Below are 12,446 nucleotides of genomic sequence, written 5' to 3' on the forward strand. Positions count from 1 at the left end.
TTGTGGCCGCCCAGCGCGGGCGAGGCCACATGCACATGACAGAAGGAGCCCAGGAACTCGATCTTCTCGATCGTGGCGTCGAACACGTGGGCGTCGCCGGCGGCAATCGGGCGGGCCAGCACGTCTTCAGGCCGCAAATAAATTTTGGCCTCACGGTCGGCGCCGTCGCAGGGCAGGCACAGGGCGCCGAACTTCATCTCGCCGCCGCTCACGCGCACCGGCATTACATTGACCTTGCCCACAAAGTCGGCCACGAAAGGCGAAGCCGGCTCACGGTAGATTTCCATGGGCGTGCCCACCTGCTCGATCAGCCCATGGTTCATCACCACGATGCGGTCGGCCACGCTCAAGGCCTCTTCCTGGTCGTGCGTCACCATGATGGTGGTCACGCCCAGTTTTTGCTGCAGCGTACGTATTTCAGATCGCAGCCGCACCCGCTCCAGCGCGTCGAGGGCAGAGAGGGGCTCATCGAGCAGCAGCAAACCCGGTGAAGTGGCCAATGCGCGTGCCAGCGCAATGCGCTGCTGCTGGCCGCCCGACAACTGGCTGGGGTACTTGGCTTCACTGCCAGGCAAACCCACCAGCCTGACCAGTTCAGTCACCCGTTTGGCCGCCTCGGCCTTGGGCGTCTTGCGATTCACCAGCCCATAAGCCACGTTGTCCGCCACGCTCAGATTGGGAAAGAGCGCATAGCTCTGGAACACGATGCCGTAGTCACGCAAAGCCGGCGGCAGCCGCGAGATGTCGCGCCCACCCTGATGCACTTCGCCAGACGTTTGCACCTCCAGCCCGGCAATGATGCGCAGCAGCGTCGTCTTGCCGCAGCCCGACGGGCCGAGAAAACACACGAACTCGCCCTTGCGGATATCCAGGTTGATGTCTTGCAGCGCAGTAAAAGCGCCAAACTCCTTGCGGATATGGCGCAGGTTCAGAAAAGTGTCTTTGTTCATGCCTGGGGTCACGCCTTGGCTACGCCCGGTTTATCTGGACGCAGTGTTGAGAACGGGTATGCAGTGCAAGCAAACGCCGCGGAACCGGCTTCGCCGGGCCGCAGGCGTTGCCCCCTAGAGGGGGGATCCGGTTACACGAAGTGAGCCGAGAAGGGGGTGATTCACTTTTTTTCTGTTTTGGAGTTGTAGCGCTTGGTCCACTCGTTGAGGATGCGCTCGCGGTTGTCGGCGGCCCAGTTGAAATCCATCTTCACGAGGCGTGACTCGTAGTCTTTGGGCACATTGGCCAGTGGCGGCGCCAGGCCGGGCTGCGCGGTGATGGCAAAGTTTTTGCCGTACAGCATCATCGCGTCCTTGCTCGATGCCCAGTCGGCCAGCTTCTTGGCGGCGTCCAGTTTCTTGGTGCCCTTGTGAATGGCAAAAGCTTCCAGATCCCAGCCCAAGCCCTCCTTGGGGAACACGAGGTCGATCGGCGCGCCCTTGGCCTTGTTGGCGTTGCCGCGGTACTCAAACGAAATGCCCATCAGGAATTCGCCGGAGGCGGCCATGTTGCAGGGCTTGGAGCCCGAGTGGGTGTACTGCGCGATGTTTTCATGCAGGCCATCCATGTATTTCCAGCCACCGCCCTTGCCGTCCTTGTCGCCGAAGAGCGTGAGCCAGGCCGTCACGTCGAAGTAACCGGTGCCGCTGGAGGCGGGATTGGGCATCACGATCTGGCCCTTGTAGATGGGCTTGGTCAGGTCTTGCCAGGTTTCCGGTTTGGGGATGTTCTTTTTGGCCGCCTCGGCGGTGTTGAAGCACACCGTGGCGCCCCACACGTCCATGCCGAACCAGGCGGGCACCTTCTTCTTGTCACGGTACTGACTCATGATGCCGTCAAGATTGATCGGCGCGTAGGGTTCGAGCATGCCCTGTTTGTCGAGCAAGGCCAGGCTGGAGGCAGCCACACCCATGATGGTGTCGGCTTGCGGGTTGGATTTTTCGGCGAGCAGCTTGGCGGTGATCACACCGGTCGAGTCGCGGACCCATTTGATTTCGATGTCCGGATAGACCTTGTTGAAACCCTCTTGATAGGCTTTGATCTGGTCGGTTTCCAGTGCGGTGTAGACCAGGAGTTGGGTTTTCTGGGCGAATGCGCCACTGGCGGTTGCGAGCAACCCGAGAAGGGCGATCGCCTTGGTCATTGATTTGAGATGGGTAGCCAGTTGCATAAAAAATCCTTTATGGGAAAACCTGCAATGTTGTGACCTGTTCGTGTCCGTGGAGTGACACTGCGATGACCAACCTGTGTTCAGGTCGCATCAACCCAGCTCACTTTTTATTTAACGACGCCACTTTTATCTTGTCAATTGTTTTTTGCAGATTGTTGACAATCCTGGGTTTTGTGCTTCAATGCAGGGCATGAACGCCGTCTTTCACCCCACCATTGCGCTGCTTCAGAGCAGCTCGCTCACCACCGTGGTGCAGCAGGAAATTGAGCGCGCCATTCTTGTTGGCGAATACGAGCCGGGCAGCAAATTGATCGAGGCCGCCTTGGCCGAAAAAATGGGCGTTTCCCGTGGGCCCGTGCGTGAAGCGTTCCGTATGCTCGAAGAGGCCGGGTTGGTGCGCAACGAGAAGAACCGCGGTGTTTTCGTGCGCGACATTCCCATCGACGAGGCCGTCGAGATCTTTGACCTGCGTGCCGCGATGGATGAGCTGGTGGGCCGCCAGCTGGCCAGGAACATCACGTCAGCCCAGCTCAAGGAAATCAAGGGTCTGGTCGACTCGATGGAAAAAGCCGTCAAGGCCGAAGACGCCTACAACTACCACCTTCTCAATCTCAAGTTTCACGACCGACTGGTTGAAATGGCCGGAAACGGCAAGCTCACCGCAATTTATCGCAAACTGATCAAAGAGCTGTCGCTGTTTCGGCGCCTGAATCTGGCCGATGGATGGCTTATGCCGATTTCGGCCAATGAGCACCGTCAGATCGTCAAGGCCATTGCCTCCGGCGACGCCGACGTGGCGGGCCGGGCCATGTACGACCATGTGATCGAGAGCAAGGAGCGCACCATCGAAAATGATTTGCGGCGTCAGGCGCGTCTGCAAGCCAACCCGGGTACGCGCGTGGCACAGGCCAAAGCCGCGCATCTTCTTGACGAGAACGCTGAAAAGACGGCCGGAAAAATTCCGGCAAAAGGAGTGCGTCAACGTGACAGTCGCTGAACAAAGCAAGAAACTGAATGTCAACGGCAGGGCTTACCGCTTGCCCATTCAGCCTGTGGTGGTGGTTTGTGTGGACGGCTGCGAGCCCGACTACCTGGCGCAGGCCGTCGCCACAGGGCATATGCCCTGGCTGAAGAAGACGCTGGCCGTCGGATCAGGCCTGACAGGGGACTGCGTGGTGCCCAGCTTTACCAACCCCAACAATCTCTCCATCGTCACCGGGGCGCCGCCCAGCGTGCACGGCATTTGCGGCAACTACCTGTTTGACACCGCGACGGGCACCGAGGTCATGATGAACGACCCGAAATGGCTGCGGGCACCCACCTTGCTGGCTGCGCTGTCCGATGCTGGCAAATCGCTCGCGGTGATCACGGCGAAGGACAAGCTGCGCAAGCTGCTGGGCCACAAGATGAAGGGCATTTGCTTTTCCTCCGAGAAGGCCGATCAGGTAACGCTGGAAGAAAACGGTATTGAAGACGTGTTGGGCCTGGTCGGCAAGCCGGTGCCCAGCGTCTACAGCGCCGACCTGTCGGAGTTCGTCTTCGCGGCCGGCGTCAAGATCATGCAAAAGCACAAGCCCGATGTGATGTATCTCTCGACCACCGATTACGTGCAGCACAAGCATGCGCCCGGCACCGACGGCGCCAACGCGTTCTACCGCATGATGGACGGCTACATGCAGCAGCTGGACGACCTGGGTTGCGTGATTGTGCTCACGGCCGACCACGGCATGAATGCCAAGGTGGCCATGGACGGCACGCCCGACGTGATCTACCTGCAGGACTGGTTCGACAACTGGCTGGGTGCGGGCGTTGCACGCGTGATCCTGCCGATCACCGACCCCTATGTGGTGCACCACGGCGCGCTGGGTTCGTTTGCCACGGTCTACCTGCCGGAAGGAACCAACATCGAGGCGGCGCGCCAGCGGCTGGCCGCGCTCAAGGGCATGGAAGTGGTGCTCAACCGCGAGCAGGCCGCCGAGCGGTTCGAGCTGCCGGCCGACCGCATCGGCGACATCGTGGCCGTGTCCGAGCGCTTCACCGTGATCGGGACATCGGCCTCGCGCCATGATCTGTCTGCACTCGAAGTGCCGCTGCGTTCGCATGGCGGCATGAGCGAGCAGCGCGTGCCGCTTATCGTCAACCGTGAACTCCCCGGGCTGGACCGGAGCCGGCGCTTTCGCAACTTTGACGCGTTTGACCTGGCGCTGAATTACGCGCAATAAGCCGAAGCCCTCAACGTTCACCCCGAAAGCCGCAGCGTGATTGAACAGTACATCCAGGACCATCAGCTCAATGCCATGCGTCTTGCGGGCAGCAAGGCCGGTGCCGACCGCACCGGCGATCGCGCCATTGAAGTCGTCAACCCGTTCACCGAAAAACGGATTGGCACCGTGCCCAAGGCCACACTGGAAGAGGTACAGGGCACCTTTGCCAAAGCGCACGCCTTCAAGCCGCAGCTCACCCGCTACGAACGCGCAGCGATTCTCAATCGCGCGGCCGCCCTCATCCAGTCGCGCCTGTCCGAGGTCGCCAACCTCATCACCGCGGAAGCGGGCCTCTGCCTCAAAGACGCGATTTATGAAGCGGGCAGGGTCAGCGATGTGCTGCTTTTCGGCGCGACCGAGGTGCTCAAGGACGACGGGCAGATCTTCAGCTGCGACCTGACGCCGCACGGCAAGAAGCGCCGCGTTTACACGCACCGCTCGCCGCTGCTGGGTGTCATTACCGCCATCACACCCTTCAATCACCCGATGAACCAGGTGGCGCACAAGGTGGTGCCCAGCATTGCGACCAACAACCGCATGGTGCTCAAGCCTTCCGAGAAAGTGCCGTTCTCGGCCATCCTGTTTGCCGACATCCTGTACGAAGCGGGCCTGCCGCCCGAAATGCTCAGCGTGGTGACGGGCGACCCGCGCGAGATCGCCGACGAACTGATCACGAATCCGCTGGTCGACCTGGTGACATTCACCGGCGGCGTGGCCATCGGCAAGTACATCGCCTCCAAAGCCGGCTACCGCCGCGTCGTGCTGGAGCTGGGGGGCAACGACCCCATCATCGTGATGGAAGACGCCGACATCGACGAAGCATCCACGCTGGCCGTGCAGGGCTCTTACAAGAACTCCGGACAGCGTTGCACCGCCATCAAGCGGCTCATGGTGCACGAGGCGGTCGCCGGCGAGTTTGTCGAGCAGGTGCTGGCCAAGACACTGGCCTGGAAATATGGCGACCCCACCGACAAGGCTAACGACATGGGCACGGTGATCGACGAGGCGGCCGCCATGCTGTTTGAGTCGCGCGTGAACGAGGCCGTGGCCCAGGGCGCAAAACTGCTGGCCGGCAACAAGCGCCGCGGTGCGCTTTACTCGCCTACGCTGCTCGACCATGTCTCGCCGCAAATGACGGTGGCCCGCGAGGAGACATTCGGCCCGGTGTCGCCGGTGATCCGCTTCAAAAGCATTGAAGAAGCCATCCAGATTTCCAACGGCACGGCTTACGGGCTCTCGAGTGCGGTGTGCACCAACCGCCTGGACTACATCAACCGTTTTGTGAGCGAGCTGCACGTCGGTACGGTCAATGTGCGCGAAGTGCCCGGGTATCGTCTGGAGCTCACGCCCTTCGGCGGCATCAAGGATTCGGGCCTGGGCTATAAAGAGGGCGTGCAGGAAGCGATCAGGAGTTTTACCAACCTCAAAACCTACTCGCTCCCCTGGAATGGCTAATCTCTGCGGCCGCCGCTGCCAAGAAGCATTCTTCTTTCTGCATTCATTCTGTGAGGAGTTCAAGTGCTGAGCTTTGACGACATCGAACACCTGTTTAAAGAGCGCGGCGGTGAACAATACAGCGGCGAACCTGTGACCCAGCTGCAGCACGCGTTGCAAACCGCAGCGTTGGGCGAAGCCGAAGGCGCAAGTGATGCGCTGGTGACCGCGGCCTTGTTCCATGACCTCGGCCATCTGCTCCATGACCTGGGCGAGACACCTTCGCTGCGCGGTGTGGACGACGTGCATCAGTACCGCGCGCTGCCCTTTCTGCGCGGGTTGTTCCCCGACGAGGTGCTGGACGCCATCAAGCTGCATGTCGATGCCAAGCGTTACCTGTGCGCTGCCCGGCGGGGCTACCACTCCAGCCTTTCGGCCGACTCCAAACGCAGCCTGCTGCTGCAAGGCGGCATCTTCTCGGCTGTGGAGGCCGCACATTTCATCGCGCAACCGGGCGCCGCGGATGCGGTGAAGCTGCGTCTGTGGGACGACCAGGCGAAGGACGCCAACAAGGTCACGCCGCCGCTGACGCATTTCCTGGCGCGAGCACGGCGCTGCGCCCTTCCCGCTTCGGGGCCGTTGGTTGCCGCCTGACATCCTGGTGCTCACGTGGCCGGTGCTGTGCGCCGTCTTGTTCGGTGCCTTGCTGCATGCTGGCTGGAACGCCCTGGTCAAGTCCAGCACCGACAAGTCGCTGGACATGGCGGTCATCCACCTCATCGGCTCCGTGCTGGCCTTGCCTCTGGTGCTGCTGGTGGGCCTGCCGCGCGTGGAAGCCTGGCCTTTCATCGGCGCTTCGGTGCTGATCCACATCGGCTATTACATCGCCACCACCCAAGCCTACAAGCATGGCGACCTGGGCCTGACCTACCCGCTGATGCGCGGCGTGGCGCCGTTGCTGGTGGCGTTGTCGGCCACCTTCACGTTGGGCGAAACCCTGAACCCGATGGCCTGGGCCGGCATCCTGGGCATCTGCAGCGGTGTGCTGGTGCTGGGCATGAGCCGCCACGCGCTGCACGCGCGCAAGGCGGTCGGTTTCGCGCTGGCCAATTCCGTCATCATCGCGGTCTACACCGTGGTTGATGCCTTGGGTGTGCGGGCTTCCGGCAATGCCTTGCAATACGTCGCCACACTCTTTCTGCTCGACGGCTGGCCCTTCGGCCTCCTGATGATGGCCCGACGCGGACGCGCCATGGCCGACTATGCGAAACACCGCTGGCCGGTCGCCACCGGGGGCGCGCTAGCCTCGCTAGGCTCTTACGGCATTGCGTTATGGGCCATGACGCGCGCACCCGTGGCGACGGTGGCGGCGTTGCGCGAAACCTCGGTGCTGTTCGCGGTTCTGCTGGGTTGCTGGTTGCTCAAAGAAGTGTTCACCTTACGCAGATTCGCAGGTACCTGTGCCATCGTCGGCGGCGTGATGGCGATACGCCTGGCCTAGAGATGACTTTCCCCCCGAAGCGCGTTTGGCGCCTCACCCTCGAGGGGGCGCAGCCTGCGGCCCGGCCCTTCGACAAACTCAGGACAGGCCAAGGCCGGTTCCGCGGCAACCGCTGGTTTGACAGAAAAAGAGGATTGCACGCATGAACATTCCGACTCAAGCGCAAATCGTGATCGTGGGCGGTGGGATTGCCGGCTGCTCGGTGGCCTATCACCTGGCGAAGATGGGCAAGACCGATGTGTTGCTGCTCGAGCAGGGCAAGCTCACCAGCGGCACTACCTGGCACGCGGCCGGACTGGTCGGCCAGATGCGGCCCAACCGCAACATGACGCAGATGAGCAAGTACGGCATTGAGCTGTACGCCTCGCTGGAGGCCGAAACCGGTCTGGCCACCGGATGGAAGCAATGCGGCAGCGTCAACGTGGCGAGCACGCCGGAGCGCATGAAGGTGCTCAAAAAGCAGGTGGCCATGGCCAACGGCTTTGGCGTGGAGTGCCATGAAATCTCGCCGCAGGAAGCGGGTGACAAATACCCCATCATGCGCACCGACGATCTGCGAGGCGCGATCTGGCTGCCGGGCGACGGCAAGGCCAACCCGGCGGACCTTTGCATGTCGCTGGCCAAAGGCGCACGCAACCGCGGCGTGAAGATGATCGAAGGCATCGAAGTGACCGGCGTCATCATTGAAAACGGCAAGGCCGTGGGCGTGCAGACCGCCCAGGGTGACGTGCGCTGCGAAGTCATCGTCAACTGCGCGGGCCAGTGGGCGCGCCAGTTCGGCAAGCTGGCGGGCGTGAATGTGCCGCTGTATTCGGCCGAGCACTTCTACATCGTCACCGGCAAGATTCCAGGCGTGCATCCCATGCTGCCGGTCATGCGCGACCCGGACGGCTACATCTACTACAAGGAAGAAGTCGGCGGCCTGGTCATGGGTGGTTTCGAGCCACAGGCCAAGCCCTGGAGGATGGACCCGATTCCTTCGACCTTCCAGTTTGAGCTGCTGGGCGAAGACTGGGACCAGTTCGAGCCGCTGATGACTGCGGCGATGCACCGCACGCCGTGCCTGGAAACAGCTGAAGTCAAGATGCTGCTCAACGGCCCTGAAAGCTTCACGCCCGACGGCAACTTCATTCTGGGCGAAGCGCCCGAGCTGCGCAACTATTTTGTCTGCGCGGGCTTCAACTCGGCCGGAATTGCCAACAGCGGCGGCGCAGGCCGGCTCATGGCCGAATGGATTGTGGGCGGCGAGCCCAGCACCGATTTGTGGGACGTGGACATTCGCCGCTTTGGCAGCTTCACCGGCAACCGCAAGGCGCTGGCCGAACGCACCGGCGAGACCTTGGGTCTGCATTACGCGATGCGCTGGCCGAGGCAGGAACTGGAAACGGCGCGGCCGCTGCGCACCTCGCCGCTGTATGACAGCCTGGTCGCGAAGGGCGCGGAGTTCGGGAGCAAGAACGGCTGGGAGAGAGCGAGCTATTTCAAACCCGACGGTGTTGCGCGTCCTGACTACACGCTCGGGAAACCGGGCTGGTTGCCCTGGATGGTTCAAGAGCAGAAGGCTACGCGTGAAACCGTGGCCCTCTACGACCAGACCTCGTTTTCCAAATACCTGTTGCAGGGCCGCGATACGCTCACGGTGTTGCAGCGCCTGTGCGCCAATGAGATGGACGTGCCCATCGGCAAGATGGTCTACACCGCGATGCTCAACGAGCGCGGCGGTTTCGAGAGCGACCTGACCGTGATGCGTCAGGCGGCGAATCAATTCCTGATCATCACCGGCTCAGCGCAAACCGTGCGCGACTTCGACTGGATCACGCGGCATATCGGCCAGGCAGAGCATGCCGTGCTGACCGACGTGTCGGCGATGTATTCGGTGTTGTCGGTGATGGGGCCGAAAGCGCGCGAGCTGTTGGCGCTGGTCAGCCCGGATGACGTGTCACCCGAGGCGCTGAAGTTCTCTTGGACGAAAGAGATTGACGTGGGTTTTGCGCGCGTGCGCGCCGCCCGCATGAGCTACGTGGGCGGGCCGGGCTTTGAGCTGTACGTGCCGATTGAAATGGCGCGCCACGTTTACCTTGCGCTGATGGAAGCGGGCAAGCCGCTGGGCATTCGCGATGCGGGCTATTACGCGCTGGACGCGCTGCGCATCGAGCAGGGTCGCCGCGCCTGGGGGGCCGAGCTCGGCCCGGACGAAACACCCTGGGAGGCCGGGCTGGCCTTCAGCGTCAAGCTCGACAAGCCGGCTGACTTTATTGGCAAAGCGGCGTTGCTCAATTCACAAGGGCTGGCGCTGCGCAAGAAGCTGGTTACGCTGGTGTTCGACACGCCTGAAGCCTTTGCCTGGGGCGGTGAGGCGATCGTGATGGACGGGCAGACGGTGGGCGAAATCTCCTCAGTCGGCTGGGGCCCGCTGGCCGGCGCCTGCGTGGCGCTGGGCTATGTGCGCGGCGCCGGCGCCAATCAGCCGCATGACGGCACGCCGGCGCAAATCGAGCTGTGGGGCGAACGCATTGGCGTCAAGCTTTACGACAAGTGGCCGAACGTCAGGCCCTAATTGCTATCATTTTTAGAGCTGCTTGCGCTCGTCCTACCTGGGATACAGGCCTATTTGGTTAAAAATCTTCACGGGGCAACTGGGCAAAGGCAATGCGGGGACTGGCGGCTTACTGCCCGTCAGGCAAATCCATACCGACAAAGCGTATCGTGACGCGCGTGCCCGGCGTCTGCGGGTGGCCCGCCAGCGCGGCATCTTCAATCGTGATGGTGGCGCCGTGCTGTTTGGCGATTTCCAGAACGATGGCCAGACCCAGGCCTGAGCCGTCGACGTTGGTGCCCAGCGTACGGTAAAAAGGCTCGAACACCAGTTCGCGCTCCGATTCCAGAATGCCCGGTCCCGAGTCTTCGACCAGCAGCACCAGCACGCCGCTGAAGCGGTCTGTCATCAGCCGCAGCGTGACCTGGCCCTTCTCGGGCGTGTAGTTGATGGCGTTGTCCAGCAGGTTGCGCACCAGCTCCTTGAGCAGCGTGGCGTTGCCCTCCAGCTGTGTAGCTTGTTCCCCGGCCTCAGGGCCGTCGTAGCCCAGGTCGATCTGCTTTTCGAGCGCGCGCGGCACCGAGTCGGCCATCACTTCCGAGACCACATGCACCAGGTCGATGTGCTGCTTGGCCAGGCTGCGACCGGTGGTTTCGGCGCGCGCCAAAGCCAGCAGCTGGTTGACGGTGTGAGTGGCCCGAATGCTGGCGCGGCCGATGTGCTTGAGCGATTTTTTGAGCTCGTCGGCATCGGTCTCACGTTGTGCCAGGTCGGCCTGCATGCGCAGGCCCGCCAGGGGCGTCTTGAGCTGGTGGGCCGCATCGGCAAGGAAGCGTTTTTGCGTGGTCAGCGACACCTTGAGCCGGCTCAGCAGGTCGTTGATGGACGACACCAGCGGAGCGACTTCTTCGGGCACCGCGGTTTCGTCGAGCGGGCTCATGTCGTCGGACTTGCGCGCGCGGATGCGCTTTTCAAGCTGGGCCAGCGGCTTGATACCGCGCACCAGCGCCAGCCAAACCAACAGCACGGCCAGCGGCAGCGTGACGAACTGCGGCACCATCGTGCCCTTGACGATTTCAGTGGCCAGCGTCTTGCGCTTTTCCAGTGTTTCAGCCACCTGCACCAGTACGAGCTGGGGAGATGCCTGCGCGGCCTCGGCTGCAGCGCTGTTCTTGTCGCCGCGCGGTGTGGACGACTTGCCCGTGGGTGGCGCCGCTTTGACTTCAACCTTGAGCCAGGTATAGGCCACACGAACATCCTCGCCCTGGATCAGGTCTTCGCGCAGCCGCACCTCGCCGTTGGTGGGCTTTTCTTCGTCGGGCGGCAGGGGCAAATCGTGTTCGCCGCTGAGCAGCTCGCCTTGCGTGCCGATGACCTGGTAATAGACCAGATCGGTATCGTCAGCGCGCAGGATCTCCCGCGCAGGTGCCGTCAGATTGAACTGGACCTGGTTGCCCTTGACGGCGACAAGCTTGGCCAGCGCCTGTACGTTGTATTCAAGTGCACGGTCAAAGGGTTTGCCCGCGATGTTCTGCGCCACCAGCCAGGTCAGCGCCAGGCTGATTGGCCACAGCAGCAACAGCGGCGTGAGCATCCAGTCGAGGATCTCGCCGAAGAGGCTTCGGCGTTCGCGCTGGAAGAGTCGTAAGGCCACAGGTCAAAAAGCGCGAGAGGCACTCACTAGCTGAGCACCCTCTTCACGCAAGCAAGGGCCGCGGGACTGGCTTTGCCAGACCGCAGGCGCAGCGGCCCCCTCGGGGGGCAGGGAGCTACACGAAGTGAGCGACCGTGGGGGCAACATCAGCCGGGGATTTTTTCAAGGCAGTAGCCGAGCCCACGAACCGTTGCGATCCGCACCGGTCCTTTTTCAATCTTCTTGCGCAGGCGGTGGATGTACACCTCGATCGCGTTGTTGCTGACCTCTTCGCCCCATTCGCAGAGACGCTCGACCAGCTGGTCTTTGCTGACGAGGCGGCCGGCGCGCTGCAGTAGTACTTCGAGCAAGCCGAGTTCGCGCGCCGACAGCTCCAGCATCTGGCCGTCGATGGTGGCCACGCGGCCGGCCTGGTCATACACCAGCGGACCGTGCTTGATGGTGCTGCTGGCGCCGCCCATGCCGCGGCGTATCAGCGCGCGCACGCGGGCCTCGAGTTCCTGCAGCGAGAACGGCTTGGCCATGTAGTCGTCGGCGCCGTAGTCCAGGCCTTTGACGCGTTCTTCCACACTGTCGGCGGCGGTGAGGATCAGCACCGGCATCGCCGAGCCGCGCGCGCGCAGGCGCTTGAGCACTTCCAGGCCGTGCATGCGCGGCAGGCCCAGGTCCAGGATCAGCAAATCGAACTCGGTGTTGGTGAGCAGCGCGGCATCGGCTTCGGTGCCGCTGGCCACGTGGTCGGCCGCCGCGCCCGAGGCGCGCAGAGTGCGCAGCAGGCCGTCCGCAAGAACCTGGTCGTCTTCAGCAATCAAAATGCGCATGGTTGTCTCCGTGGGCCGGGGCGCCGCGGGATGCGGACGGCGGTTTTACTTCTTGCCCAAATTTTAGGCTTTTGC

10 protein-coding genes are annotated in these 12,446 nt (G+C 62.5%); 6 read left to right on the forward strand and 4 right to left on the reverse strand.

The window, feature by feature from the left end:
* Together ABI546_RS16375 and ABI546_RS16380 are read right to left on the reverse strand one after the other, a co-directional pair.
* The coding region (locus ABI546_RS16375; protein ID WP_348048153.1) for a putative 2-aminoethylphosphonate ABC transporter ATP-binding protein at positions 1-950 on the reverse strand (950 nt) is incomplete at its 3' end.
* Positions 951-1,111: 161 nt separating this feature from the next.
* Positions 1,112-2,161 (reverse strand): putative 2-aminoethylphosphonate ABC transporter substrate-binding protein, encoded by a 1,050-nt coding sequence (locus ABI546_RS16380; RefSeq protein ID WP_348048155.1) that lies wholly within the window; start codon positions 2,159-2,161, stop codon positions 1,112-1,114.
* Between the two features lie 190 nt (positions 2,162-2,351).
* On the opposite strand from ABI546_RS16380, the gene ABI546_RS16385 reads away from it, so the two are divergent.
* The 6 genes from ABI546_RS16385 (at position 2,352) to ABI546_RS16410 (ending at position 9,917) form a co-directional block, all read left to right on the forward strand.
* Positions 2,352-3,158, forward strand: a complete 807-nt coding sequence (locus tag ABI546_RS16385) for a phosphonate utilization associated transcriptional regulator (protein WP_348048157.1) — start codon at positions 2,352-2,354, stop codon at positions 3,156-3,158.
* Complete coding sequence (phnA, locus tag ABI546_RS16390) at positions 3,145-4,383, forward strand: phosphonoacetate hydrolase (protein WP_348048159.1); 1,239 nt, start codon at positions 3,145-3,147, stop codon at positions 4,381-4,383. Before ABI546_RS16385 ends, phnA begins: the two co-directional genes overlap by 14 nt.
* 75 nt (positions 4,384-4,458) lie before the next feature.
* Positions 4,459-5,880: a phosphonoacetaldehyde dehydrogenase gene (gene phnY, locus ABI546_RS16395; RefSeq protein ID WP_348048167.1), complete on the forward strand. Its 1,422-nt coding sequence runs from the start codon at positions 4,459-4,461 to the stop codon at positions 5,878-5,880.
* A 63-nt stretch (positions 5,881-5,943) separates the two neighbouring features.
* Complete coding sequence (locus ABI546_RS16400; protein ID WP_348048161.1) at positions 5,944-6,513, forward strand: phosphonate degradation HD-domain oxygenase; 570 nt, start codon at positions 5,944-5,946, stop codon at positions 6,511-6,513.
* The gene (locus ABI546_RS16405; RefSeq protein WP_348048163.1) at positions 6,503-7,360 is read left to right on the forward strand and encodes an EamA family transporter; all 858 of its coding nucleotides are present in this window, start codon (positions 6,503-6,505) and stop codon (positions 7,358-7,360) included. Before ABI546_RS16400 ends, ABI546_RS16405 begins: the two co-directional genes overlap by 11 nt.
* Before the next feature lie 142 nt (positions 7,361-7,502).
* Positions 7,503-9,917 (forward strand): FAD-dependent oxidoreductase, encoded by a 2,415-nt coding sequence (locus tag ABI546_RS16410; protein WP_348048165.1) that lies wholly within the window; start codon positions 7,503-7,505, stop codon positions 9,915-9,917.
* Positions 9,918-10,026: 109 nt separating this feature from the next.
* On the opposite strand, the gene ABI546_RS16415 is transcribed toward ABI546_RS16410, so the two are convergent.
* Both ABI546_RS16415 and ABI546_RS16420 read right to left on the reverse strand, forming a co-directional pair.
* Positions 10,027-11,490 carry a sensor histidine kinase N-terminal domain-containing protein gene (locus tag ABI546_RS16415; protein ID WP_348048169.1) on the reverse strand — a complete coding sequence of 488 codons (1,464 nt, stop codon included), beginning with the start codon at positions 11,488-11,490 and terminating at the stop codon, positions 10,027-10,029.
* Positions 11,491-11,696: 206 nt separating this feature from the next.
* Positions 11,697-12,371 carry a response regulator transcription factor gene (locus ABI546_RS16420; RefSeq protein WP_007870259.1) on the reverse strand — a complete coding sequence of 225 codons (675 nt, stop codon included), beginning with the start codon at positions 12,369-12,371 and terminating at the stop codon, positions 11,697-11,699.
* Positions 12,372-12,446 lie beyond the last annotated feature (75 nt).

The organism is Polaromonas sp., assembly GCF_039932935.1.
Lineage (GTDB): Bacteria > Pseudomonadota > Gammaproteobacteria > Burkholderiales > Burkholderiaceae_C > Polaromonas.